The sequence below is a fragment of the Parahaliea mediterranea genome (assembly GCF_003402235.1).
Taxonomy (GTDB): Bacteria; Pseudomonadota; Gammaproteobacteria; order Pseudomonadales; family Halieaceae; genus Parahaliea; species Parahaliea mediterranea.
Map to the genome: position 1 here is coordinate 97,534 of NZ_QEWO01000006.1, position 24,766 is coordinate 122,299.

A 24,766-nucleotide genomic window follows, 5' to 3' on the forward strand; every position below is an offset into this window, starting at 1 on the left:
CGCTGCGCGCTCACCCTGCCGGGCTCTCCCCGCCAGACTTGTGCCTGCGCCATGGAGCCGGATAATGGCGCCTCTTTGCCTATCCACCCCCCCAGACCACACAGCCCCAACCCGGACATGCCCCCATGACTGACCCCCGCCTGCCCTCCACCATCAGCCTGATCGGCATGCCCGGCGCCGGCAAAAGCACCGTTGGCGTGATTCTCGCCAAGCTCACCGGCCTTGCCTTTTCCGATACCGACCTGGCCATCCAGTTGCGCGAAGACGCCACCCTGCAGGAAATTGTGGACGCGCGCGGCCACATGGCCCTGCGCCAGATTGAAGAAGAAGTGTTGCTGGCGGTGGACCTGGAAAAAGCCGTGGTATCCACCGGCGGCAGTGTGGTGTACAGCGACGCCATCATGCAGCGCCTGCGCGAGGCCGGGCCGGTGGTGTACATCCAGGTGGACCTGCCGGTGCTGGAAGCGCGGGTGGCGGCAGCGCCGCGCCGCGGCATTGCCAGCGGCGCGGCACAGACCTTTGCCGATGTGTTTGCCGAGCGCACCCCGCTCTACGAACGCTACGCCGATCTCACCGTGGACGGCTGTGCCGGCAGCGCCGATACCGTCGCCGCCCTGATTCTCGCCGCGGTCACCGCCCGCTGACGGACACGTCCGCCCCTGTCCGGCGGACGGCCAGCGGACGCATTCCAGGCCCCATCACCTGCCCGAATCCCCGGTGTTAGGGGGTTGGCACAGGTTTTGCCATGTACTTGGTGGAGACCGCCGCGCCGATCAGTGGCACAAGGACACCCGGGCGCCCCCGCCCCCCGCCCGGCTCGCGCAAGGATGCGTAACGGCGCGGCGGTCTCCTTTCCACCTACCGCCAAATATCCCTGTATTTCCCGCGTATTCACGCATTTGTGGCGCACGACCCTCTCGAATTACGACAATTTTTATTTATCGTTGCGGCAACAAAATATTGATTTACTCACCCCCTGCCCTGAGTGATATTTGCGCCGAGATGACGTGGTAAAAATCATCTGCTGGAGGCAAGCAAACCATGGGTGACACCAACCAGGATACGGCGAGTAGCGACGACCTCGACGACTTTTTCGAGCCAATGATGGCCGAGCTGTCGGACGGCGACGACGACTTCGTTCCCGCATCCACTGAAAAGCAGCGCCTGGCGGAAAAGCGCCGTCGCGCCGAGCAGCGACTCGAACAGCGTCGCCTGCGCGAGGAACTGGGTTACTACGACCTGGAACTGGACGACTTCTAAACCGCGGTCCTGGTCCAACCGCATTCGCGTGCGGCTGCCCTTGCAGCCGCAACGGGCTCCCCTCCCCCACCGCCGGGGCCTGCCACCCTCACCCGCACCTACAAGCGCAGCCCTGCAAAGCGCCGGGCCAGGCTTTCTATGGTGTCGCGCTGGGTGGCATCGGGATGAAACACCAGCGACAGTTGGCGGGTGTACACAGGCGCACCCCGCACCGGCAGCAGGCCACGGCCAGCCAGGGCCTGTCGCTGGCCGGCGGGCAAGTAGCAGGCGCCGCCCTCACTGACACAGGCCAGCGCCAGCTCCACGATATTGGTGCTAAATCCCGGCAGGGCCTGGTCGCCAAAATGGCGCACATGAAAGCGGGCAAAACTGCCGCCCCAGTCCACGTAAACATAGTCGCCATTCATGGCCCGGCGCAGCGACTGGCGCCCGCCGCTGCCGTACAGGCGCAGGCTGAACTCCCCCACCGCCAGGCTATCCAGGTCCGCCAGCCCCGGCGGGTCGCACAGCAGGGCGCAGTCCAGGGAGCGATCCAGCAGCCTGCGCACGGCCTCGCCGGGCTCCAGGCTGGTCATGCTGAGACACAGCCCCGGGTCGCCATCGCGCAGGGCGGCAATTTTGCGCTGCAGGGCCTCGCCCCACAGGCCGCTGCGCAGGCCAATGCGCAACTGGCGTTGTTCGGCACCGCCGAGCTGCGCTTCGTGCCGGGCCCGGGCCAGGGCCAACAGCACCGTTTCGGCGTGGGGCACCAGGCGCTCGCCTTCGGCACTGAGCTGGATGTTATTGCGGGTGCGGGTGAACAGCGCCACGCCGAGGGATTCCTCAAGCTGCTTGATGCGCGCGCTCACCGCCGCCTGGGTGATACAGAGATTGTCCGCCGCACGGCCAAAATGGCGGGTATTGCGGACTTCAAGAAACGTTCGGAGCAGTTCGGTATCCACCGGGCGCCTTCCAGTCGGGTTCCGGCACAGCTTAGCGGCCGCTGGCCGCTAATCAAGAGCGCTTCCGCGTTCACCGCAGTCGCGCTAGCATAGGCGCCCCAATCGAGGAGACAGACGGATGCCCGAAACGAAACGCGAAGTGCGCCCGGTAGAGGTCAACTACATCTGCGATGCCTGTGGCACCGGCATGATGACGCGCTGCGGCGAGATGGATGCCCACAGCGGCGACATTGAGCACCGCTGCCTGATATGCGACCACCGCCAGACCTTCCAGTGGCGGGAATATCCGCGCATTGAGCACATCGGGCTGGACGAAGAGGTCTAGCCGGGCCGGCGCTCTGCCCGGCACACAGCCACCTCAGGCCGAAGCGGCCGCCGGCTTGCCGGCGGCCGGGCCGGGGCTGGTTTGTTGCCACTCGAACACGTTCATCTCGATAAAGATAAAGGCGAACAGCCACAGCGCGGCATCCCAGAAGTCGAGGAAGTCGCCAGCCACCCCCCAGTAGGCCGCCGCGGCAAACAGGGTGATGTACAGCACGAACTTGATATAGCGGGTGCCGGCCATGATGCGGTCGGACAAGTGCCCACGCAGTTGCAGGCGCACCTCCACTTCCAGCACCACCACCACCAGAATCCAGGCGCCGGCGTTGATGACATCGGTCCAGGCCAGCCACTGGGCATCCCGCAGGTGCCCGGCATCCGCCACAATGTCGAAATCCGCCAAGCGAAACAGCGGGGCGCCATAGTTGGCGCAGTTGTCCGCCGCCAGCGGCAGGTACTCATCCAGGTCCACCAGAACGGAAAACCCCTGTCCCAGCAGGCTGCAGGCGTCCTGGGTGGCCATCGCTGTCACCTGATGCAGGGTAACGGCCTCGGCATAGTAGCCGGTAAAGGCATAAACGATAGCGACCGAGCAGAGCAGGCGCGTCCCGTGCAGGGCGTACTTCACCCCGCCGCGAATGCGGGCATCGTCCAGCACCGAGGTTTCCAGCTCAAACAACAGCAGCAACACCACCCAGGCCGCGGTATCGATGGTGGTGGCAAACACCTGGATGACCTGGCCCAGGGCCACGCCGCCGGTAAAGGTGTACTGCAGGGCGGTCAGCTCTTCGTCCAGAAACAGGTAGACGTTCAGGCACAGCAGTAAATAGGTGAGGTATTTCACAAAGGTGAAAATGCGGTAGCGGCGATCGCTGCCAAGCCAGGTTGCCTGCTCTGTCACGCCGCCCGCTCCACTGCCGTCACTTCGTTCTCTCAAGCCGCTGGCCTCGCTTGCGCCACCGATACCCGCCATTGGCCGCCCCGCGCTCACCCGGCCCGCTCAGCTCACACCTGCAACAGCAGGTGCTCGCGCTCCCAGGAACTGATCACCTGGTTGAACTCCTCGAATTCATCCAGCTTCACTGCCGCATAGGCCCGCAGGAACAGGTCGCCGAACATATCCTGCAGCTCTGGTGTGTCGTGGAGCTTTCGCAGCCCTTCCTCCAGGGTGCGCGCCACCTCCACTTCGTCCTCGTTGGCGGTGCCCTGGTGGGGCTCGGTGGCCTTGAGGCCGAGCTTCATTCCGAGGTAGCCGCTGGCCAGGGTGGCGGCAATGGCCAGGTAGGGGTTGGCGTCGGCACCGGGGAAGCGGTTTTCCACCCGGGTGGCCGCGGGTTTGTCGTGGGGCACCCGAAAAGCGGTGGTGCGGTTGTCAAAGCCCCAGTTGAGGTTGATGGGCGCGGCAATATCCGGCGCCAGGCGGCGATAGGAATTGACGTTCGGCGCATACAGGGCAATCAGCTCCGGCGTGTAGCGCTGCAGGCCGCCGATATAGGCCAGGAAGGCGTCGGTAAAGTTGCCGTCCTTGTCGGCGAAGATATTCTCGCCGTTGTCGGCGCGCACCACGCTCTGGTGAATGTGCAGGGCGCTGCCGGGCTCGCGCTGCATGGGCTTGGCCATGAAGGTGGCATACATGCCGTACTTGTGGGCCGCCTCGCGCACGGTGCGCTTGAACACAAACACCTGGTCCGCCAGCTTGAGGGCGTCGCCGTGCAGGAAGTTGATCTCCATCTGCGCCGCGCCATTTTCGTGGATGAGGGTATCCACCTGCAGCTGCTGCTCGTCGGCGTAGTCGTACATATCCTCCACGAAGTCCTCAAACTCCGCGACCGCGTCAATGCTGTAGGAAAGGCGCGCCGACTCGCGGCGCCCGGAGCGCCCCTTGGGCGGCATCAGCTCGTAGTCCGGGTCGGTGTTCTTGGCCACCAGGTAAAACTCCACCTCTGGCGCCACCACCGGCTTGAGGCCCTCTTTTTCATAGAGTTTGAGAATGTTGCGCAGCACCGAGCGTGACGACAGCGGGTGCAGCTCACCGCTGGGCTTGTAGCAGTCGTGGATGATCTGGGCGGTGGGTTCCCGGGCCCAGGGCACCACCCGCAGGGTGGACAGGTCGGGCTTGAGGATCATGTCGGCGTCAGTGGGTTCGACGAAGTCCCAGTGGTCGTCACAGTACTCGCCAGTGACGGTCTGGATCATGATGGACTCGGGCAGTTTGGGATGACCCATGCCCAGAAACTGGTTGGCGGGAATGAACTTGCCGCGCGCATTGCCGGTCATGTCCGGCACCAGGCATTCAACTTCGGAGATGCGGTGCTCGCGAAGCCAATCTTTGATCGCCTGTATATCGGTGTCCATGGGGACTCCACAGTGGTGAAAGCACTGAGTATCCTGAAGGCACCACATGGCCGCAAGTGGGGCTAACCCTAACGTGGTATCCGTGGCTCCCATTGGCAACCGTTATAGTTCACCCATGACAAAACACCCACAGAACCAGGCCCATGTGGATTCCTGGTACGCCGCCACCGCCAACCGTCAGCTCGCCTTCCCGCCCCTGCGGGGCGAGGTGGACGCCGACGTCTGCATTATCGGCGGCGGCTACACCGGCCTCTCCTCCGCCATTCACCTGCGCAAGCTCGGCTTTAGCGTGGCGCTGCTGGAGGCCAACAAGGTGGGCTGGGGCGCCTCCGGGCGCAATGGCGGCCACGTGGGCACCGGCCAGCGCGCCGACCAGCACGACCTGGAAAAGTGGGTGGGCAAAGAAGCGGCCCACGGCCTGTGGGACCTGGGCCTGGAGGCGGTGGACACCGTCTGCGCCCTGATTGACGAGTACGGCATTGACTGCGAGCTGAAGCAGGGCAACCTGCACGTGGCCTCCAAACCCGGCGACGCCGACGATTTGCGCGAGCACGTTGCGCACCTGCACAGCGAGTACAACTACCAGCAGGTGCGCTACGTCGATGGCGACGAACTGGCACAGATGACCAGCGGCCAGGGCTTCCACGGCGCCACCCTGGATACCGGCTGCCGCCACCTGCACCCGCTGAATTACGCCCTGGGCCTTGCCGACGCCGCCCAGCAGCTCGGCGCCCGGCTGTTCGAGGGCAGCCGGGTACTGGGCTACAGCGAAGGCGACAAAGTGCGGGTAAAGACCGACCAGGGCCAGGTGAATGCCCGCTATCTGGTGCTGGCCTGCAACGGCTACCTGGAAAAGCTCGAGCCGCGCACCGCCGGGCGCATCATGCCCATCAACAACTACATGCTGGCCACCGAGCCGCTGGACGCCGGGCTGGCGCGGCGCCTGATCCGCGACGACACCTCCATGTCCGACACCCTGTTTGTGATCAACTACTGGAAACTGTCCGCAGACAACCGCCTGCTGTTCGGCGGCGGCGAATCCTACACCCGGCGCTTCCCGGCCGACATCAAGCGCTTTGTGCGCAATTACATGCTGCGCATCTACCCCGAACTGGAACAGACCCGCATCGACTACGGCTGGGGCGGCACACTGGCCATTACCCTGAACCGCATGCCCGACTTCGGGCGCCTGTCGGGCAAGGTGTTCTACGCCCACGGCTTCTCCGGCCACGGCGTGCCCACGGCCACCCTGGCGGGCAAACTGCTGGCCGAAGCCATCCACGGCAACGCCAGCCGTTTTGACCTGATGGCGCAGGTGCCCTCCTATACCTTCCCGGGGGGCACCCTGCTGCGCTGGCCCGGGCTGGTGGCAGGCATGTTATTCTACGCCCTGCGTGACCGGCTGGGCTGAGCCGGCCCGCCCACAGCAGTCACCCTGCCGCCGCCATTTCCGTCACTTTTACTGTTTCCGTCATTTCTCAGGCACCGCTCACCCACTCCATGCACATCATCCAAAGCGCACCCGCAGCGGCTCCCGCCGACTGGCGCGAACAATTACGCAGCGTCATCAGCGACGGCGCCAGCCTGCTGCGCGCGCTCAACCTGAGCCCGGAGCAGGTAGGCATGAGCGCGGCGGCCTGCCGCGACTTTCCCCTGAAAGTCCCCCGCGCCTTTGTGCAGCGCATGCGCACAGGCGACCCGGCAGACCCCCTGCTGCGCCAGGTGCTGGCCAGCGCCGACGAACTGACGCCCGCCCCCGGCTTTGGCACCGACCCCACCGGGGAGATTGGCGGCGCCAACCCCCGCGCCGGCATCATTCACAAATACCGCGGCCGCCTGCTGCTGGTGGTGGCCAGCGGCTGCGCGGTGAACTGCCGCTACTGCTTCCGGCGCCACTTTCCCTACGCCGACAACCGCAACAGCCGGCGCGAATGGCAACAGGCCCTGGACTACGTGCGCCAGGACAGCAGCATCAGCGAAGTCATCCTCAGCGGCGGCGACCCGCTGGTGGCCGAGGACGACCACCTGGCCGCCCTGTGCCAGGACATTGCCGCCATTGCCCATGTGAAGCGGCTGCGCATCCACAGCCGCCTGCCCATCGTGCTGCCAGATCGCATCACGCCACCGCTACTGGACGCACTGACCCCGCCCGGCTTGCAGTCGGTAATGGTGGTGCACTGCAACCACGCCAACGAGCTGGACCACAGCGTTGCGGCGGCCTTTTCACGCATCCGCGAGCGCGGCATGACCCTGCTCAACCAGGCCGTGCTGCTGGCCGGCGTGAACGACAGTGCTGACGCTCTGGCCGAGCTCAGCGAAGCCCTGTTTCAGCGCGGCGCCCTGCCCTACTACCTGCACCTGCTGGACCGGGTGCAGGGGGCCGCCCACTTCGAAGTGAACGAACAGCGCGCCCGGGAGCTGCATGGCGCCATAACCGCCCGCCTGCCCGGCTACCTGGTGCCACGCTTGGTGCGGGAAATTGCCGGCGAGCCCGCCAAGACCGTCCTGCCCCCCCTGTAGGCCACAGGCACTCCCGCCTCGACGCGCCGGTTTTTTGCCTGCCCGCAAGCGGTGAGGGCGCACGCCACCCAGCGCCAGCGGCCTGGTCCCAGAAGCCCGGTTCGCTGAACTGTTCACCACTTCCCAATTTTGGGTAGTGCACGCTCCCACCGGTTCCATTGCACCCGTGCTTGCTCTATAAGTCGGGCAGGGTTCCGCGCAAGAGATTCACTATGAAGCAAATACAATCGGGAGAACTGAGCATCCGCAGCGAAGGTGATGGCATGGCCTTTACCATCGGCAGCGGCGACGGCGCCAAAGAGGTCCGCATCGCCGACGAAGACCTACCCCTGATCGCCGAATTCATCCGCGCCCACAGCGAAGCCCGCGCCAACCGCCGCCGTGGCTACCGCCTCGACCTGGACCAACTGCGCCCCGAAGAGCTGGCCCAGCTGCGGGTAACCGTGCGCAGCGAACAGGGCGCCGTCACCGTACACCCCGCCGACCTCAGCATTACCGGCATTCGCGTGCAGTCCGACATCCTCGAAGCCAGCCCCGGCCTGCAGGCCCACATCGAACTCGCCTTTGAAGACAAAAGCATCCAGCTGCCTGCCGTGCTCGTGCGCCGCTACGACAACAACACCCGCTTCGCCTTTCATTTTCCAGAAATCTTCGGTGACGACGGCCGCCTGAAACCGCCGCCCATGCTGACGGAAATACTCTACGCCCTGGAATCCCTGTGGCTGGACAAGAACCTGGATTTGAAGTGGAACCTGGCGTGAGTTGAGCGCCCTTCGTGTTGTGCAATTGGATCGAGCAAGGCTGAGGTAAAGGATGACTCACAACAGGCTCAGGCCTGTTGTGACCCTCGGCCGGGGTCGCGCACGACCTTCGCCGCTAGCGCGGCTCGGTGCAAACTGTGCCGCAGGCACAGTTTGTCGAACCTGGCGGAGGTGCTCACCCGCGCAAACAGCCAATACGCAAACGGCCACCCAAATGGGTGGCCGTTTGCGTATTCTGTGAGATGGCCCGAATAGACGCCATATCTAATTGATAAATATGCACTTTCTGAAGTCATGCATGCGCTTATACCCCCAAATATACCCCCAGTTACTTTTTTCACCCCCGATATTGGCAACTATGCCTTGCTGAAATCTTGGTGCTCTGAGGTGGTGGGCCGTGGGGAAATCTTGGGGTTCTCCCTTACCGTAATCGTACCGTTCATAACTAGGCTTTAGGGGCTGCCAAAACCTCGCCCGCCCTGATATTCGATTTTTACAGTTAGCGCACCAGCAAATCACCCTCGGGCGGTAGATGGCCCGCGATCACAGCGAAGGGACTCCCCCCCCGTGGGGCCTACAGCCGCACTCCCTCGCCCAGCAGCGCCCGCGCCCGGTCAGTGAATGCACCCTGCCATGCGTCCTCCAGTTGCCAGTAGCGCCGCTTCTCGCGCTCGAAGGTGCGCCAGTGCATCCCCTTCCGCTTGCACCAGCCGTCTACGCCGTCCCAGTCCTCGAAAATCCGCGCACCGATCTTGCGCTTGGCCTCCAGCAGCTTGTCCAGCCTGTCGCCCTTCTGGCTGGGGTAGAGGTAGCCGCAGCAGTGGCGGCATAGGAAATACTGCCCATGGGAATACAGCACCTCGCAGCGCCGGGCACATTGCCGGTTGGGGCAGTGGAAGTATTGGCGCTCACCCCCGTAGCGGCAGGGCATGGCCTCCAGGGGCACGGTGTACTTCATCGGCTCCCAGTCGCCGCCATATAGCTGTACTTTGTAATCGAGGGTCAGGGCGGAGGCGTCCTGGGCAACGGTGTAGCGAATGTATCCGCTTGGCTCACCTCGGCAGGTCCAGTGCAGCGAACTGGAATAGCCCGGCTGTAGCAGGCCGTGTTTCCGCATAAAGCGAATGTCCACCCGCTTGGCTTCGCTGGTGTCTGGCTCGCTACTCTGCGGCCCGCTGCCCCATCCGCCCATCAAGGTGTCCTCTGGTTTTCACTAATTACTTTGGCAAGTGTAACCCTTACACAGCACCCGGGGGTGGGGTAAAAAATCTGGGTTGAGGGGGTGTCACCGGCAGGGGTAGGCAGATTTTCGCGCGTGCGGTCGGAAGATTTCATTTTGTGGAGTTGGGCAACGACAAAGGGCACCGCTGACCGCTCTCCCCTTTTTAGGCCCGCAAACAGAGACAGTCACCCGCTAGAGCGGCACTTGATCTGCCGGAGACTCCATGGCGGCCACCACCTTCCGCAGTAACCGCAGCACTTCAGACTGAGGCAAGTCCTGGTCACACAGTACCCGAATGCCCTTGCCATGGCCTTCCTCTGTCACCCCGGTGTACGGGGCACATACCCGCACCCCGCCAGCATCACCACCGGCCAGGTCTTGAGGTGGCGCACCATAGCAGTCAATGACCGTCACTTGTTGAATGCGACTGTCAGCCCTCGCCAGTGAATACTGGCCCAAATGTGTCGTGCGACTCGCTTTCATGCTGTTTTCGTACTTCTGTAAAAGAGTAACCCCATGGTAAATATATAAAGGCGTCCACGTTCTGGACTAGGTGACTACCCTCAGTCGGTCCTGTTTCTGGACCGATAGATACCTTCCCTTGCCGTCCCTCGGCTTCTGTCGGTCCACGTTCTGGACCGAACCTTGTCCAGTTTCTGGACAGGGTGTTTTTTTAGTTTCGAGTGAAAACTTACGCGGCGGTGTCCTTGTGGGCGCTACAGTGAGTGCCTTGCCGGGGCAGTCATCTATCGGTTGCCAGGCGAGCGCATACAGAGCACACCTTCCACCCGGATTGGTAAAGCGCCCTTCCCGTGTGCAAACCACCAGCCCAGCGTCCAGAAGTTCCTGTATCGCACGGCTAATAGTCCCTCTGGCCGTCCACCCACGCGGCTTCAGTACCGAGTGCGCTACAGTCAGGTCGCCGTTGTTGTGCCCTTTGTACTGACAGGCGAGGTCCATTAGTAACTTGGCAGCACTGCCGGACAAATTGCCATAGTCAGGGTGCTCCCACACCACACGCGGGAGCGCCCCAAAACCACCGCCACCAGAGCCGCGAGACTTTGCCTTGCTACGGTTGCGCCCCATGGTTAGTTGTCGTCCACAGAGCGCAGCACAAGCCGTATATCGCCGCGTATCGTATCGAAAGGGGTAACGTGCCGGTCCTGCCTGAAAACGCGCTCACGGGCCTCCTGCTCACTGTCGGCCATTACCTCGATAGGGGTTATCAGTTCTTCTCGAACCTCAAAGCGATAGCGTTTCATGCGCCACCCCCCTTGCGCCGGGCGACAGCACTGTGCCTCTCGTAGCCGTCCATGCGCTTACGGTGTGCCAATTGCTCACGGCGGGACCGTGCCGGCTGCCCTCTGGCACTGGCATTGTCCGCACTGTCGTATTGCTGGATTACCCCACCAGCAGACAGGAATGTCGCTATATCACCCTGTAGGCGCTCTCTGGGCGATTTCATGCTGCGCCCTCCCACTGGCCGGGGAACAGGATGTAGCGCCCACAAGTGTGCTCGTGGCCCTGCGCAGTGCGCTCGCGGTCCCAGATCAGTTGAATGTTGTGGCCGTAGTGGTGCCGCAATTCAAAGATGCGGGCACCGGGCATCATAATGTCCAACTGCTCGCGCATCTGGATTGTGGTCAATCCCTGGCTACCGACTTCCTGAAGTGCTTGGAGTATCCGTTGGCGCTGGTGGTGCGAGGCAGTAGAATTGCAGGGCGATTGCTTGGGGCTGCCTTCCGGGGTGGCCTTTTTCTTTTTCACGACTCACCCCCTACGCTGCCGATTCTTCGCGTTCAGCGATACGGCTTTCTGCCCAGGCTTCCACTTCGGACTTCACCCACGCGCTGGCACGAGGACCGAGTTTTACCGGAGCGGGAAAGTCACCAGCGGCAATGAGTGCGTAAAGTGAACTGCGACTGTAGGGAACGATGGCCTGCACTTGCGGCAGGCGGATAAGTGCTTTGGATGGGTCTGGACGTTGTGCCATGTTCTATGCCTCCTGTGGCTGTTATCGAACATGGCTAGGTTTTCAAAGTTGCTTAGGTAAATCAGAAATTTACCTCATGGGTGTTGGTATATACCTGTAGAGTTATGAGATTTCTTTCAGTGTATTCAATCCAGCACTAATCCTTTTCTTCAAGGCCTCAAAACGATGGCCATCTAAGCTCATACTTAATTTTTCAAGTTCTATTGATAACGCCCTAATATTCACAGAACCGTCTGATTTTAGAAACTTATCGTCAGTATTCGATAACAATCTTGCCAAAAGCCCTATCGTAACCAAATACCCATTCTCGGTAGTTCGAGTAATATCTGGTTCACTCGCGATATTCTCAGCTTTAGAAAATGACCCCGAACCGATTGGCAAACCAGCCTCAAAGCGATCCCTTTCTTCCCGAGGAACAATCAAATCCTCCCCCATCTCACCGTCAACAAACACCGTTTTGAATATCCATTCTCCTGAGTCAGAGCGCGTCACCGGTATATATCTCTCACTACCGAACCCCTGTAGGAACACAAAACGTTGCACCCACTCAGGTTCGTAGCCGTCTAGTAGCTGTCCCTGGGTGAATGGTCCTGGCTCTTGGTCAGTAAAAAAAGCACATGGGTCACCTACGTAGGCAAACTTTGGGCATTGCACTATGTCAGACGAGGTAACTTCCACATCGTAGACTTCCGCCAATTCAGTGAAAGTACAAAAATTGAACACATCGTGTCGATGTCTTTCAAACATAGGCGAACTTGCGTCTATCAGGAAATAGTCACAAACCTGGATTGGAAAGTAAGTTGGCTGGTGGGTATACATAGCCTCCCTTAGTAAGCCATGCCTAATATAATAATCTACTAAATCCCGACCACAGCCCCAGCGCTCTGCAAGTTCATCTCGCGAAAAATACTCTTTCTCTGGCAGTGAAAACCCTGGTTTCATAGCACCCCCTCCAGCGCAACCCTTGAAAAGTCGCAGCGCCAGGCCGTCAAGGGAACGGCTTTTCGGGGGCCATCCTAGGCGCTGCAATTTGCAGTGTAACGTAGGGTTAGTGCGCGGTTAATTCCTTGCTGGTGCGCTCTGTGCGTGGCGTTCTCGGCGTTCTGGGCACTATCAAGTCACCCTTGCAGTTCTCCCGCAGAAAAGCCTCGTAGCTTGCCCGCAGCTCATGGCGCGTTATTCGCCGGAAGCCATTCCACTTGGGGAAGCAAAAGTTGTTCGCCCGCAGATAGTAGTTGGGAAGCCGCTGGCCCATTTCCAGGGTCAGCCCGGGTGAAACGAAAGTGTGGCTCTCTGGCTCGAAGGCCAGCACCTGCCCCAGATTTTCATCACTCAGCTTGTCGTCACCATGAAAGCCGGTGACCAAATAAACCGAGTACCCACGGGACAAGGGGACCATGTTACAGCCCCGACCTTCTGTTTGGGTGGGAGAATCGGGGCATCGCCCCCGGCATTTTGGGATAGACTGCGCGCAGCCATAGTGACACCTCCTGTTCAGGTGTTGTGATGGTTAGGGGGTGGGCGGTGCTGCAACACCTCCACCCCCGCTTATTCGCCCCGAGGGGCAAATTCAGTTGCCGAACTTCGCGGTTATCACGTTCCCCGCCATGGCCTGGGCCTTCAAGTTATCCAAGTAGTCAGCCCAGCCCTGCATCATCTTGGCTCTGCCTTCCAGGTGGGCGGTACGGTTGTACGCCCGCCCGTTGGCATCCTTCACCGCATGGGCTAGCTGGTGTTCAATCCAGTCCACCCGGTAGCCCAGCAATTCATCCAGAATGGTGCGCGCGGTGGCCCTGAAGCCGTGCGGTGTAATTTGGTCTTTGCCATACCCAATGGTGCGCAACGCCACCCTAACGGCATTGTCTGAAAGGCAGCGGCTAGCCCCTCTGGCACTGGGGAATACATACCGCCCTCGACCAGTCAGGGGATGCAGGTCGCGCAGCAAAGCTAGTGCCTGGGAACACAGTGGCACAATGTGGGGCTGGCCCATCTTCATTTTGTCGGCGGGGATTTCCCAGCGGCTTTCATCCCAATTGATTTCAGCCCATTCCATGGCGCGAAGCTCGCCGGGGCGCTGAAACAGTAGCGGAGACAGCCGGAGTGCAGCCTTGACGATAGGGGTGCCCTCAAAGCCATCTATCGCGACCAGAAGGCGGCCCAGTTCCCGTGGGTCAGTGATGGCTGCGTGATGCTTCTTTTGCCCCTTGGGCTTCAGAGCGCCTTTCAGGTCGGCACTGGGGTCGCGTTCAGCCCGGCCAGTGGCCACCGCAAAGCGGAACACCTGCCCGGCTGTTTGTTTGGCCCGGTGTGCTATGTCGTTGGCTCCCCTCGCCTCGATACGTCGCAGTGCCGCCAGCAATTCAGGGGCGGTTACATCGGCAATAGGGCGATTCCCCAGCACGGGGTACAAATCCTTCTCCAGAATGCGTCCGGTGCGCACGCGGTAGCTTTCAGACTTTTCCGGCATCTTCTGGGTGTACCACTCTCGTGCCACAGCTTCGAAGCTCTCAGCGGCCGCAAGGTGGCGGGTCAGCTTCTCCACCTTCTTTGCTGCGCCAGGGTCAATACCATTGGAAAGTTGCTTGCGGGCTTGCTGGTGGGCGTCTCGCGCCTCCTTCAGAGATACCTCTGGATACACCCCCAGCGCCAGGGTCTTTTCCTTGCCGCCATAGCGGTACTTGTAGCGCCAGTATTTGGCCCCGCTGGGTTGTATCAGCAGGTGCAAGCCGCCCCCGTCTGCCAGCTTGCGCGGCTTGCCCTCTGGCTTTGCTTGCTTCACCTCTGTTGCAGTCAGTGGCATGGCCCGCCTCCTGTGCAATTGGGGGTATCAGTTCCGGGGGTATCGAATATACCCCCAGATATACCCCCCGTTTTGGGGGTATGTCGCCGGACAGTGCTGGACGACTCTGGAGGCAGTATAAACAAAAAAGCCCTGATTTACAGGGCTTTGAGGACGTTTCTGGATGTTGCTGGAGGGGTAAATGGTCGGTGTGAGAGGATTCGAACCTCCGACCCCTTCCTCCCGAAGGAAGTGCGCTACCAGGCTGCGCTACACACCGTGATTTTCAAGGGGGCGCAACTATATCAGAGGACTTTAAGGCAACCAAGCCCCCCGTCTACATTTCTGAGCGGCTCTTTTGCAAGGCAATATTCACGCTCCCAGGCCTGAACCCGGCGCGCGAAATAATGGTCTAATCCGTCACCTCCAGCGCAGCGGTACAGCGCCGGTTATTTCGCTGTACCTCCGCGCCGGTAGTGAACAACAGTCGGTGGGGAATCAATCCGCCCGGGGTATTTTTTGATCCTCTGGCCCTTGTAACTCCCTCATTCCGGGTATTCCCGCACCGGCTGTCGCGGCTTTGCCGCGGGGCCATTGCGATCATATCGCCGTAAGGAGTACACAATGAAAAAGCTACAACAAACTGTCGCCCTGGGTTTCTGCACTGCTTTGCTGCCGGTTGCACTGGCTGCAGCACCGCAGGATGGCGACCGGGAATTCTCGCTGTCGGGCACTGGTAGCAGCGACAAGGATTTCGACAACAGCAGCTTCGGTATCTCCGGTGACCTGGGCTGGTACACCTCGCCCAATCTGTCACTGGGTATCCGCCAGAGCGTCAACTTTGCCGATATTGAAGGCGAAGATGCCAGCGACGACTTCTGGAATGGCAGCACCCGCGGTTACGCCAACTACCACTTTGGCAGCGGTAATGCCCGTCCTTTCGTGGGCGCCAGCCTGGGTGGCGTTTACGGTGACGGTGTGAACGAAGGCGGCTTTGCCGGCCTGGAGTTCGGCATGAAGTACTACGTGCTGGAGTCCACCTACATTCTGGGCCGTGCGGAGTACCAGTTCTTCTTCGACAGCGGTGACTCCGCCGAAGACAACTTCGACGATGGCGCCTGGGCCTACGTGCTGGGTGTCGGCTTTAACTTCTGATTGACCGGCGGCCACGGTTTCCGTGGCCGCATCTTCCCCTTTTCGACCCTTCCCTGCGCTGTACTAATACTGGCGAGGCAATTACAGTAGCCTCCCCGAACACTCCCAGTACAGCCCCGTCATGAGCCAACGTTCCCTAAGCGCCGACCAGCAAATGGCCGAAGCCCGCTCCCTTGCCAGCAAGGGCCAGGTAGAAGCCGCCAAGCGCATCTATCACCAGATTCTTGCCCAGCAACCGGGCAACAAGAAGGCACGCAAGGCGCTGAAGGCACTGCAGTCCCAGCCCGGCGGCCCGCTGACACAGGACGATTTCCAGCGTGTGACCCACCTGATGGGCCGCGGCAAACTGGAAGCGGCACGCGCAGAAGCCAGCCAGCTGGTGCGCCACCACCCCGAACAACCGGCCCTGCACAACCTGCTGGGGGTGATTCACACCCGCATGAACCGCCTGGAAGCCTCGGTGGAAGACTACCGCCGCGCCCTGCGCTTGCAGCCGGACTTTACCGACGCCATCAACAACCTCGGCGCCACCTACAACAAGCTGGAACGCTACGAAGACGCGGCACGCTGCTACCAGACAGTTCTTGCCAGCAACCCGCGGGACCCGGACTGCTGGTACAACCTGGGCAACAGCCAGCGCGGCATGAAGGCCCACCGTGACGCGGTGAAAAGCTACCAGACCTCCCTCAAGCTGCGCCCGCTTTCCGCCGAGGCCTACCACAACCTGGGCAATACCTATGTGGACCTGGGCGATGCGGAGAACGCCATCGCCTGCTATGAAAGCGCGCTGGGTATCCGCGAGGATTTTCACGCCGCGCGCCGGGGACTGGCCTCCACCTACTTCAGCCAGGGGCGCATCGGCCAGGCCGGTACCTGCTACCAGCGCATCCTGAAAGACCTGCCCAACGATGTCACGTCCCTGCGGGGGCTGGCCAATGTGCAGGCCAACAGCGGCCTGCACACCGCGGCGGCGGAAACGTTTTCGCGGGTGCTGGCCCTGAGCCCCGGCGATATCAACGCCCGCCACCACCTGGACGCCCTGCAGCGCCGTCGCAGCGAACGCGCCCCCGAGGCCTACGTGCGCTCGGTGTTTAACGCCTATGCGGTGGGCTTTGAGGAACACCTGGGCACCACCCTGGGCTACGCCGCCCCCGCCAAGCTGCGCGCGCTGTACGATGAACTGAACCCCGAAGGCGGCAAGCAAAGCATCGGGCTGGACATGGGCTGCGGCACGGGCCTGGTGGGCGCCGCCTTCAGCGATGTGGTAGAGCGCTTCACCGGCATCGACCTGGCGCCGCAGATGCTGCAGGAAGCGGAGAAAAAAGGCGTTTATCACCAACTCATTGAAGGTGACCTGCTCACCACGCTACCGACGCTGGATGCGCCGGCGAACCTGATCCTGTGTGCCGATACGTTGGTCTACCTGGGCCGGCTGGACAAGCTGTTTGGCACCGTGGCCAAGGCGGCAGCGCCAGGCGCCCAGTTCCTGTTCACGACCGAGCACCTGATGGAAGGGGACTACGAACTGCTGCCCAGCGCACGCTACGCCCACAGCCGCGAGTACGTGGAAGACTGTGCCAAGGGCGCCGGCCTGGCGCTGAAGCATTTTGAGATCACCCCCCTGCGCAAAGAGCGCGGCGAGTGGCTGGACGGCGGCTTTTACTGCCTGGTCAAGGCCAGCTGAGGCTCAGTACACGCCCGCCCAGCGGGCGAGCAACTGGCTGAACAGACTCAGCCCCACCACCACAACCACCAGCAGCATCAGCAGGCGGAAGGGCCGGAAGGGCTTGCGCTCTACGGCGTTTACCCCGCGCTGCAGGAAGGCATCCACTTTCGCCTGATCCTCCGGGTAGAGGCGGGGCTCATCAAGGGCTTCTGTTTGGCTGTGATCGCGTTCGGTCATGGCAAAAAAAGGGGGACAAGGCGTACGCCATTGTCCCCCGAACACACACTGGTGTCACGCCATCTGCATCAGAAGGCGAAGAGTTCCTCGGGCATCTGCATCAGGTTGTCAGCGCCGGACAGCGGGGCCTGCTTGTGGGCCGCAGTGCGCGGCAGCAGACGCTCGAAGTAGAACTTGGCGGTCATCAGCTTGGCCTGGTAGAAGGCGGTGTCGCCCTCTGCCGCGGTAATCTTCTGCTGGGCCACGGCGGCCATGCGGGCCCAGAAGTAGGCCAGGGTCACGTAGCCGGCGTACATCAGGTAATCTACCGCGGCGGCACCCGCTTCGTCCGGGTTCTGCATGGCGGCTTCGCCGATTTTCATCGACAGCTCCAGCCACTCGTCCTTGTGCTGCTTCAGGGCGGCGATAAACGGCGCCAGGGCCTCGTCGCTGTTGGCGTCACAGAACTCATCGATCAGGCCGGTAAAGCCCAGCAGCAACTGGCCGCCGGAGCCCAGCACTTTGCGGCCGATCAGATCCAGCGCCTGGATGCCGGTGGTGCCTTCGTACAGCATGGAGATGCGCGCATCGCGCACGATCTGCTCCATGCCCCACTCGCGGATGAAACCGTGGCCGCCATACACCTGCACACCGTGGTTGGCGGATTCAAAACCCGTCTCGGTGATGAAGGCCTTGGCGATCGGGGTCAGCAGGGCCAGCAGGTCATCGGCCTTCTTGGCGCGCTCGCCGTCGGCGGCGTGCACAATATCGCCCTGCTGGGCCAGGAAGTAGATGAACGCGCGGCTGCCCTCTGCCAGGGCTTTCTGGGTCAGCAGCATGCGGCGCACATCGGCGTGGACGATGATCGGGTCCGCCGGGCCGTCCGGGTTTTTCGGGCCGCTCAGGCTGCGCATGGACAGGCGGTCGCGGGCGTAGGCCAGCGCGCCCTGGTAGGACAGCTCGCCGTGGGCCAGGCCCTGGATGGCGGTGCCGATGCGGGCGGTGTTCATGAAGGTGAACATGCAGGCCAAGCCCTTGTTGGGCGGGCCAATCAGGTAGCCTTTGGCGCCGTCAAAGCTCATCACGCAGGTGGCGGAGGCCTTGATGCCCATTTTCTTTTCGATGGAGTCGCAGCGCACCGCGTTGCGCTCGCCCAGGCTGCCGTCGTCGTTGACGTTGACCTTGGGCACGATGAACAGGGAGATGCCCTTGGTGCCTTCCGGGGCATCGGGCAGGCGGGCCAGCACGATGTGGACGATGTTCTCGGCCATGTCGTGCTCGCCGGCGCTGATGAAAATTTTGGTGCCGGTGATGGCGTAGCTGCCATCGGCCTGGGGCTCGGCCTTGGTGCGCAGCAGGCCGAGGTCGGAGCCGCAGTGGGCTTCGGTGAGGCACATGGTGCCGGTCCAGCTGCCCTCGATCAGTTTGGTCAGGTACTTCTGCTTCTGCGCCTCGTCACCGTGGGCTTCCAGGGTGTTGACGGCGCCGTGTGACAGGCCCGGGTACATGCCCCAGGACCAGTTGGCGGTGCCCACCATTTCACTGACCACGCTGCCGACAAAGGCCGGCATGCCCTGGCCGCCGTAGTTGGGGTCGGCCGACAGGGCCGCCCAGCCGTTTTCCACGTACTGCTGGTAGGCGGCGGCAAAACCTTCGGGGGTTTTCACCTCGCCGTCGTTCCAGGTGCAGCTTTCTTCGTCGCCGCTCTGGTTCAGGGGCGAGAGCACGTTTTCGGCAAACTTGGCGCCTTCCTCGACGATGGCGTTCATCAGGTCTGCGGTGGCCTCTTCAAAGCAGGGCAGGCTCTGGTAGAGGGCTTCGGATTCGAGCACGTCGTGCATGACAAACTGCATGTCGCGCAGGGGAGCCTTGTAAGCAGGCATACGGTTTACCTCATCGTGAAACAGGTGACAGATGAAAGGCCCGGGTGCGGGTTCGCCGGGGATGGCGAGGGGCCTATGTGTTCGGCGTTCACATTCTGCGTAAAAATTGCCCGCTGTCAAATATCTTTTCGGTTTCTGTGCAGGCTGAACACCGGGCAGGCGCGTTATAAGGCGCCTGCCCCGGCCAGGGGCAGGCTATAAAAGCGAGTGCTTACTAACCCAGAAGAGTTTTGATATCCAGGTATTCACTGGCGGCGGCGGGGCTAAAGGGCGCGAGATGGGGGATCTCGCCCAGCAGCGGCGCCGGCAGCCAGCGCCTGAGGGTGGCGACATTCTCTTCGTGGCAGCTCATGCGCTCGCCACACTGGTTGGCCACCCAGCCGGCCAGCACCAGGCCGTCGCGGGCGATGGCCTCGGCGCTGAGCAGGGCGTGGTTGATGCAGCCCAGGCGCATGCCCACCACCAGAATCACCGGCGTGTTCAGCGCCCGGGCCAGGTCGGCCAGGGTTTCGCGGTCGTTCAAGGGCACCCGCCAGCCGCCGGCGCCCTCGATCAGGGTCACCTCGGCCGCGCCGCCCATAACGCCCCGGCACAGCCCGGCCAGGCGGCCCGCCTGCAGGCGGCGGCCGGCCTGCTGGGCGGCAATGTGCGGTGCCAGCGGCGGCGCCAGCGCCACCGGGTTGACCTGGGCATAGGGCAGGGTTTCGGTCATCGCCGCCTGCAGGGCCAGGGCGTCTTCGTTGTGGCCGTTGTCATCGCAGCCCGCCGCCACCGGCTTGACGGCGGCGGTGCGCAGCCCGGCGCGGGCCGCCGCCTGCAGCAGGGCGCAGCTCACGGCGGTTTTGCCCACCTCGGTATCGGTGCCCGTGACAAACCAGGTGCGTTTCATGCCGCCCGCTCCCGCCGGCACTCGCCGCGCCGGGCCAGTACGCCGTAGAACACTTCGTAGGTGGCCGGCAACAGGCCGTCACTGCGCCATGCCTCGTAGGCATCCATCATTCCGGCCAGGGCGCGGCGGCCGCCCAGCCCGGCAGGGCGTTGGCTGTGCACATTGTGGGCGCCAATGCCCTTGAGCTCGTCAAACAGCTGCCGCAGCCGCCGGTAGCGCAGGCAGAGCGTTTCGCGCTCCAGCTGCAGGGCCGGCCCGGCAGCCTGCTGCAATGCCGCAGCCGGCAGAAAGTCGTTGACGTGCCGGGCGCTGTCCACTGCGGCCCAGGCGCTGCGCAGCTCCTGCAGGGTGGCGGGGCCGAGGGTGCTGAACAGGCACAGGCCGCCGGGGCGCAGAACGCGCTCCAGCTCGGCAAACAGGGCCACCGGGCGCTGGCACCACTGAATGGCAAGGCTGGAGAAGATGAGGTCTACCGAGTTTGCGGCCAAGGGCAGCTGCTCAGCATCGCCCGCCACCCAGGCGTGGTCGGCCCCGTGCTGGCGGCGGGCGTAATCGAGCATGCCGGTGGCAAGGTCAAGGCCAATGTAGCGCGCGTCGGGAAAGCGCTCGCAGAGGGCGCGCTGGAAGTAGCCGGTGCCGCAGCCGAGGTCCAGCACTGTGGCAACATCGCTGCTGTGCGCTGACGAATGCGATGGAGAGGGAGAAGCCGAGGGCGACGACAGCCGTGCTGGCAAACGCTGCAGCAGGCGTTCGCCCACTTCGCGCTGCAGTGCCGCCACGCTGTCGTAGCTGCTGGCGGCGCGGCTGAAGGAGGCGGCAATGGCGCGCTTGTCCAGCGGCGGCGGGGCCCCCGCGCCCGCTTCAGCGCCGGTTTCAGCACCGCTCATCAACAGCGCATGTTGCGTCATAAAAGCCTCAAGTTCAGTGGCTATGCGTTGCGGCTGCTGTAGCGGCAGGGCGTGCCCCCCCGCCGGCAGGCAGCGCACCTGCGCCACCGCGGCACCGGCCAGGTGCTCAGCCAGAGCGGTGGCCAGTGCGTGTGGCACCAGGGAGTCCCGGGCGGCCAGCAGGTGCAGTTGCGGCTGCGGCAGCTGGGCGAGCGTGGCCCGGGTATCCAGCTGGGCCAGCCAGGTGAGGCCGGCGCCGGCGGCACCGCTGCCGCGGCAGCTGGCCAGTTGCCGGCGCAGGTCAGCAGCTGCGGGTTCGCCCAGTGCCTGCAAGGCTTCAAAGCGCGCCAGGCTGCGCGCCGGGCTGTCGCGATAGGTGCCAGCCATGTGCTCGAGGTCGGCGGGCGCCACCCCCGGCCAGTGCTCGCAGGCGCTAAAGTGCGGGTTGCTGGCCAGGGTAACCAGAGCGCGAATGCGCGCCGGTGCCAGCGCCGCCGCCAGGGTGGCTATCTGCCCACCCAGCGACCAGCCCACCAGCACGGCGCCATCGGGGCAGGCTTCGACCACCGCGGCGGCCAGGGCGCTGGCCTGGGTATGGGCATGGGCTTGCGCGGCGGCGGTTGCTGCACCTTCCAGCGGTTCCTGGCCCTCTGGCGTGTTGCGGCTGTCTCCCCCCTCGGCAGCGGTGCCGCCCAGGCCAGGCAAGTCCAGCAGGGTGACGTTGGCCCAGGGGCGCACAAACGTTAACAGGGGGCGCCAGCAGTCGCGGCTGCTGCCCCAGCCGTGCAGCAGTACCAGCTCCGCGCGGGCCGCTCCGCTGGCCCACAGCCGCTCCCGGGCCAGTTCAGGCCGCATGGCGTGCCGCCCCGGCCTGCTCCAGCGCACCCAGCAACTGGTCGACCTGCTGTTCGGAGTGGCCGGCGGTCAGGGTGATGCGCAGGCGGGCGGTGCCGGCGGGCACGGTGGGCGGGCGAATGGCTCCCACCAGTACACCGCGCTGGCGCAGCGCCTCGCTCAAGGCCAGGGCCCGTGCCGCATCGCCAATCATCAATGGCTGGATGGGGCCGCCCACCTCCGCCAGGGGCAGGCCCAGCTGCGCTGCCCCGCGGCGAAAGCGGGCGATCAGTTGCAGCAGGTACTCCCGGCGCCACGGCTCGTCGCTGAGCAGCTGCAGTGCGGCCCGGCCCGCCACGGCCAGGGCCGGGGGCATGGCGGTGGAATACACATAGTTACGGGCAAACTGGATGAGGGCCTCGATCAGCTCGTCGCTGCCGGCCACGAAGGCGCCGCCACAGCCCAGGGCCTTGCCCAGGGTGGCCATGAGCACCGGCACCTCGCTGCCGCCAAGGCCCGCCGCCTCCAGGCTGCCGGCGCCGCGCTGGCCCAGCACGCCAAAGCCGTGGGCATCGTCCACCATCAGCCAGGCATCGTGTTGCTGGCAAAGTGCCGCCAGCGGCGCCAGCGGCGCCACGTCGCCATCCATGCTGAACACGCCATCCACCACCACCAGGGCCGGGCCGCTCAGGCGCCCCAGTTTGCGCGCCAGGGCGTCCAGGTCGTTGTGGGGGAAGCGGCTCAGCCGGGCGCCGCTGTGCAGGCCGCCATCCAGCAGCGAGGCGTGGTTGAGGCGGTCCTGCAGCACGGTATCGCCGGGTTGCAGCAGCACGGCCAGGGCGGCGGTATTGGCGGCAAAACCGCTGCCGAACAGCAACGCCCTGGGGCGGCCGGTGAATGCCGCCAGGGCCTCTTCCAACTGCTGGTGGGCGCGGCTGTGGCCACACACCAGGTGCGAGGCGCCGCTGCCGACGCCGTAGTCCCGGGCGCCCTGCTGCAGTGCCTCAACCAGCCGGGGGTGGGCCGCCAGGCCAAGGTAGTCATTGCTGCAGAAATTCAGCAGCTCGCGACCGCCCAGGCGCACCAGCGGGCCCTGGGGCGATTCCAGCACCAGGCGCTGCCGGTACAGGTGTTGCGCCCGGCGCGCCTCCAGGGAGGCCGCCAGGCGTTCGCGAAAGGCCGACATGGCTCAGGCGCTGGCGCCCGCCGCGGCGTCGTAGAAGCGCGGGTCTGGCGCGGCGGGCTCCGCCGCCACTTCGCGCTGCTCCGGGTTGATGCCAAGGCGGCCGAACAGTGCCATGTCCTTGTTGGCCTGGGGGTTGGGTGTGGTCAGCAGTTTTTCGCCGTAGAAAATGGAGTTGGCGCCGGCAAAATAGGCCAGCGCATGCATCTCCTCGTTCATTGCCTCGCGGCCGGCGGACAGGCGCACATGCGACGCCGGCATCATGATGCGGGCCACGGCGATGGTGCGAATAAAGTCGAAGGGGTCGAGGTCTGCTTCGTCGGCCAGCGGGGTGCCCTCCACCCGCACCAGCATGTTGATGGGTACGCTGTCCGGGTGCTGGGGCATGTTGGCCAGCTGCTGCAACAGGCCAGCGCGGTCGCCGCTGGACTCGCCCATGCCGACAATACCGCCGCTGCACACCTTCATGCCGGCGCTGCGCACGTGGTCCAGGGTCTCCAGCCGGTCCTGGTAGGTGCGGGTGGTGATGATCTCGCCGTAGTACTCCGGGGAGGTATCCAGGTTGTGGTTGTAGTAATCCAGCCCGGCCTCGGCCAGTTCGCGGGCCTGCTCGTCGGTGAGCATGCCCAGGGTCATGCAGCTCTCCAGGCCCAGCTCCTTCACGCCGCGCACCATGGCGGTCACGTAGGGCATGTCGCGCTTTTTCGGCGAGCGCCAGGCGGCGCCCATGCAAAAGCGGGTAGCGCCGGTGGCCTTGGCCGCGCGGGCCTGCTCCAGCACCTTCTCCACTTCCATCAACTTCTCGGCTTCCAGGCCGGTGTCGTAGCGGGTGCTCTGGGGGCAGTATTTGCAGTCCTCGGGGCAGGCACCGGTTTTGATGGAAAGCAACGTGCTGACCTGCACCTCGTTCGGGTCAAAATACTGGCGGTGCAGGGTCTGGGCCTGGAACAGCAGGTCGTTGAAGGGCAGATCGAACAGGGCCTGCACTTCGGCGCGGGTCCAGTCGTGACGGATCAGCGGGCGCTGGGCGGGAGCGGGATTAAGTTCGGCAACCGACATAGGGCGTATCCATAACTGCAAAGAAGGAAAGCTGCCATGATAGTTCCCGCCCGGCCGCTGTCAACCAACCATGCACCCCTTGGTTAACAAGTGCCGGCGCCTTGCCGGCACGGGCCTCGACACCCTGCTGCCCCAGTACTGCCTGTTCTGCGGGCTCGCCAGCCGCTCCTCCCTACCCCTGTGCCAGGACTGCCGCTCGGAACTGCCCGCGAACACTCCCTGTTGCCTGCGCTGCGCCCTGCCCCTGGCCCCAACACTGGCTCCAACCCCGGACAATGACAGTGCCCGCCTTTGCGGCCGCTGCCTGGCCCAGCCACCGGCCTTTGACCGGGTAATTGCACCCTATCGCTACGACCCGCAGCTGGCGCTGCTGATCCAGCGCTGGAAGTACCAGCCGCTACCGCGCCTTGGGCGCCTGGCGGCCAGCCTGTGGCAGGCGGCCGTGCCAGAGCCCCCGGCCGTGGATGTGCTGGTGGCCGTGCCGCTGCACTGGCGCAAGTTGCTGCGCAGGGGCTTCAACCAGTCGGGGCAGCTCTGCGAGCGGCTACACCGGCATCATCCGGCCCTGGCCCACAGCCGCCTGGCGCGGCGCCTGCTCACGCGCCTGCGGGCAACCGCGGTACAGGCTGAGCTGGACGCCGCCGCCCGCCGGCGCAACCTGCGCGGCGCCTTTACTTTGCTGGGGCACTGTGACAATTTGCGGGTCGCCGTGGTAGACGATGTGATGACCACCGGTGCCACCGCCAGCGAGCTGGCCCGCTGCCTGAAGGCCGGCGGCGCGCGCGAAGTGCAGCTGTGGTGCCTGGCGCGAACACCCGCCCCCTCGTGAACTGACAAGGATT

General features: G+C 63.8%; 25 protein-coding genes and 1 tRNA gene. 9 read left to right on the plus strand and 17 right to left on the minus strand.

Annotation, left to right across the window (positions count from 1 at the left end; genetic code table 11):
• The first annotated feature begins 125 nt into the window (after nucleotides 1-125).
• A complete protein-coding gene (locus DDZ17_RS17870) occupies nucleotides 126-644 on the plus strand; it encodes a shikimate kinase (protein ID WP_116368346.1) in 519 nt (172 codons plus the stop codon).
• A 397-nt stretch (nucleotides 645-1,041) separates the two neighbouring features.
• Complete coding sequence (locus DDZ17_RS17875) at nucleotides 1,042-1,260, plus strand: PA3496 family putative envelope integrity protein (RefSeq protein ID WP_116368347.1); 219 nt, start codon at nucleotides 1,042-1,044, stop codon at nucleotides 1,258-1,260.
• A 98-nt stretch (nucleotides 1,261-1,358) separates the two neighbouring features.
• Here the strand turns inward: DDZ17_RS17875 and DDZ17_RS17880 are convergent, their stop codons facing one another.
• A complete protein-coding gene (locus DDZ17_RS17880; protein WP_116368348.1) occupies nucleotides 1,359-2,201 on the minus strand; it encodes a LysR family transcriptional regulator in 843 nt (280 codons plus the stop codon).
• Between the two features lie 118 nt (nucleotides 2,202-2,319).
• Between DDZ17_RS17880 and DDZ17_RS17885 the strand changes: the two genes are divergently transcribed.
• On the plus strand, nucleotides 2,320-2,526 hold the full coding sequence (locus tag DDZ17_RS17885) for a type II citrate synthase (RefSeq protein WP_116368349.1): 207 nt from the start codon (nucleotides 2,320-2,322) through the stop codon (nucleotides 2,524-2,526).
• A gap of 33 nt (nucleotides 2,527-2,559) precedes the next feature.
• Here DDZ17_RS17885 and DDZ17_RS17890 read toward each other — a convergent pair whose 3' ends face one another.
• Nucleotides 2,560-3,423: a hypothetical protein gene (locus DDZ17_RS17890; protein ID WP_116368350.1), complete on the minus strand. Its 864-nt coding sequence runs from the start codon at nucleotides 3,421-3,423 to the stop codon at nucleotides 2,560-2,562.
• Nucleotides 3,424-3,527: 104 nt separating this feature from the next.
• Nucleotides 3,528-4,877: a glutamine synthetase family protein gene (locus tag DDZ17_RS17895; protein ID WP_116368351.1), complete on the minus strand. Its 1,350-nt coding sequence runs from the start codon at nucleotides 4,875-4,877 to the stop codon at nucleotides 3,528-3,530.
• A gap of 115 nt (nucleotides 4,878-4,992) precedes the next feature.
• On the opposite strand from DDZ17_RS17895, the gene DDZ17_RS17900 reads away from it, so the two are divergent.
• From DDZ17_RS17900 to DDZ17_RS17910, 3 genes are all read left to right on the plus strand, one after another.
• Nucleotides 4,993-6,288 (plus strand): NAD(P)/FAD-dependent oxidoreductase, encoded by a 1,296-nt coding sequence (locus tag DDZ17_RS17900; protein WP_116368352.1) that lies wholly within the window; start codon nucleotides 4,993-4,995, stop codon nucleotides 6,286-6,288.
• Nucleotides 6,289-6,377: 89 nt separating this feature from the next.
• Nucleotides 6,378-7,397, plus strand: coding sequence for an EF-P beta-lysylation protein EpmB (epmB, locus tag DDZ17_RS17905; RefSeq protein WP_116368353.1), 1,020 nt, complete (start codon nucleotides 6,378-6,380; stop codon nucleotides 7,395-7,397).
• Between the two features lie 212 nt (nucleotides 7,398-7,609).
• Nucleotides 7,610-8,158 carry a PilZ domain-containing protein gene (locus DDZ17_RS17910; protein ID WP_116368354.1) on the plus strand — a complete coding sequence of 183 codons (549 nt, stop codon included), beginning with the start codon at nucleotides 7,610-7,612 and terminating at the stop codon, nucleotides 8,156-8,158.
• A gap of 574 nt (nucleotides 8,159-8,732) precedes the next feature.
• Here the strand turns inward: DDZ17_RS17910 and DDZ17_RS17915 are convergent.
• The 8 genes from DDZ17_RS17915 to DDZ17_RS17945 all read right to left on the minus strand — a co-directional run bounded on the left by DDZ17_RS17915 (nucleotide 8,733) and on the right by DDZ17_RS17945 (nucleotide 14,432).
• Entirely contained in the window at nucleotides 8,733-9,350 is a 618-nt protein-coding gene (locus DDZ17_RS17915; RefSeq protein WP_116368355.1) for a hypothetical protein, read from the minus strand.
• Nucleotides 9,351-10,468: 1,118 nt separating this feature from the next.
• Complete coding sequence (locus DDZ17_RS22510) at nucleotides 10,469-10,642, minus strand: hypothetical protein (RefSeq protein WP_157976718.1); 174 nt, start codon at nucleotides 10,640-10,642, stop codon at nucleotides 10,469-10,471.
• 199 nt (nucleotides 10,643-10,841) lie between these two features.
• Nucleotides 10,842-11,147 carry a helix-turn-helix domain-containing protein gene (locus tag DDZ17_RS17925; RefSeq protein WP_116368356.1) on the minus strand — a complete coding sequence of 102 codons (306 nt, stop codon included), beginning with the start codon at nucleotides 11,145-11,147 and terminating at the stop codon, nucleotides 10,842-10,844.
• A gap of 10 nt (nucleotides 11,148-11,157) precedes the next feature.
• Nucleotides 11,158-11,373, minus strand: a complete 216-nt coding sequence (locus DDZ17_RS17930) for a helix-turn-helix transcriptional regulator (protein ID WP_116368357.1) — start codon at nucleotides 11,371-11,373, stop codon at nucleotides 11,158-11,160.
• Nucleotides 11,374-11,475: 102 nt separating this feature from the next.
• The gene (locus tag DDZ17_RS22515; protein WP_157976719.1) at nucleotides 11,476-12,315 is read right to left on the minus strand and encodes a hypothetical protein; all 840 of its coding nucleotides are present in this window, start codon (nucleotides 12,313-12,315) and stop codon (nucleotides 11,476-11,478) included.
• 106 nt (nucleotides 12,316-12,421) lie between these two features.
• A complete protein-coding gene (locus tag DDZ17_RS17935; protein WP_116368358.1) occupies nucleotides 12,422-12,772 on the minus strand; it encodes a hypothetical protein in 351 nt (116 codons plus the stop codon).
• Between the two features lie 171 nt (nucleotides 12,773-12,943).
• Nucleotides 12,944-14,173 (minus strand): tyrosine-type recombinase/integrase, encoded by a 1,230-nt coding sequence (locus DDZ17_RS17940; protein ID WP_116368359.1) that lies wholly within the window; start codon nucleotides 14,171-14,173, stop codon nucleotides 12,944-12,946.
• Nucleotides 14,174-14,355: 182 nt separating this feature from the next.
• Nucleotides 14,356-14,432 (minus strand) — tRNA-Pro (locus DDZ17_RS17945).
• A gap of 344 nt (nucleotides 14,433-14,776) precedes the next feature.
• Between DDZ17_RS17945 and DDZ17_RS17950 the strand changes: the two genes are divergently transcribed.
• Nucleotides 14,777-15,307, plus strand: a complete 531-nt coding sequence (locus tag DDZ17_RS17950; RefSeq protein WP_116368360.1) for a porin family protein — start codon at nucleotides 14,777-14,779, stop codon at nucleotides 15,305-15,307.
• 121 nt (nucleotides 15,308-15,428) lie between these two features.
• Nucleotides 15,429-16,991 (plus strand): tetratricopeptide repeat protein, encoded by a 1,563-nt coding sequence (locus tag DDZ17_RS17955; RefSeq protein WP_116368361.1) that lies wholly within the window; start codon nucleotides 15,429-15,431, stop codon nucleotides 16,989-16,991.
• A 3-nt stretch (nucleotides 16,992-16,994) separates the two neighbouring features.
• Here the strand turns inward: DDZ17_RS17955 and DDZ17_RS17960 are convergent, their stop codons facing one another.
• From DDZ17_RS17960 to bioB, 6 genes are all read right to left on the minus strand, one after another.
• Entirely contained in the window at nucleotides 16,995-17,210 is a 216-nt protein-coding gene (locus tag DDZ17_RS17960) for a DUF3094 family protein (RefSeq protein WP_116368362.1), read from the minus strand.
• A 68-nt stretch (nucleotides 17,211-17,278) separates the two neighbouring features.
• Complete coding sequence (locus DDZ17_RS17965; RefSeq protein WP_116368363.1) at nucleotides 17,279-19,072, minus strand: acyl-CoA dehydrogenase C-terminal domain-containing protein; 1,794 nt, start codon at nucleotides 19,070-19,072, stop codon at nucleotides 17,279-17,281.
• A gap of 214 nt (nucleotides 19,073-19,286) precedes the next feature.
• Nucleotides 19,287-19,961, minus strand: coding sequence for a dethiobiotin synthase (bioD, locus tag DDZ17_RS17970; RefSeq protein ID WP_116368508.1), 675 nt, complete (start codon nucleotides 19,959-19,961; stop codon nucleotides 19,287-19,289).
• Nucleotides 19,958-21,703: a malonyl-ACP O-methyltransferase BioC gene (bioC, locus tag DDZ17_RS17975; protein WP_116368364.1), complete on the minus strand. Its 1,746-nt coding sequence runs from the start codon at nucleotides 21,701-21,703 to the stop codon at nucleotides 19,958-19,960. The genes bioD and bioC overlap by 4 nt, the downstream gene beginning before the upstream one ends.
• The gene (gene bioF, locus DDZ17_RS17980; protein ID WP_116368365.1) at nucleotides 21,693-22,868 is read right to left on the minus strand and encodes an 8-amino-7-oxononanoate synthase; all 1,176 of its coding nucleotides are present in this window, start codon (nucleotides 22,866-22,868) and stop codon (nucleotides 21,693-21,695) included. The genes bioC and bioF overlap by 11 nt, the downstream gene beginning before the upstream one ends.
• Nucleotides 22,869-22,871: 3 nt before the next feature.
• The gene (gene bioB / locus DDZ17_RS17985; protein ID WP_116368366.1) at nucleotides 22,872-23,924 is read right to left on the minus strand and encodes a biotin synthase BioB; all 1,053 of its coding nucleotides are present in this window, start codon (nucleotides 23,922-23,924) and stop codon (nucleotides 22,872-22,874) included.
• A 70-nt stretch (nucleotides 23,925-23,994) separates the two neighbouring features.
• Between bioB and DDZ17_RS17990 the strand changes: the two genes are divergently transcribed.
• Entirely contained in the window at nucleotides 23,995-24,753 is a 759-nt protein-coding gene (locus tag DDZ17_RS17990; RefSeq protein WP_116368367.1) for a ComF family protein, read from the plus strand.
• Nucleotides 24,754-24,766: the final 13 nt, after the last annotated feature.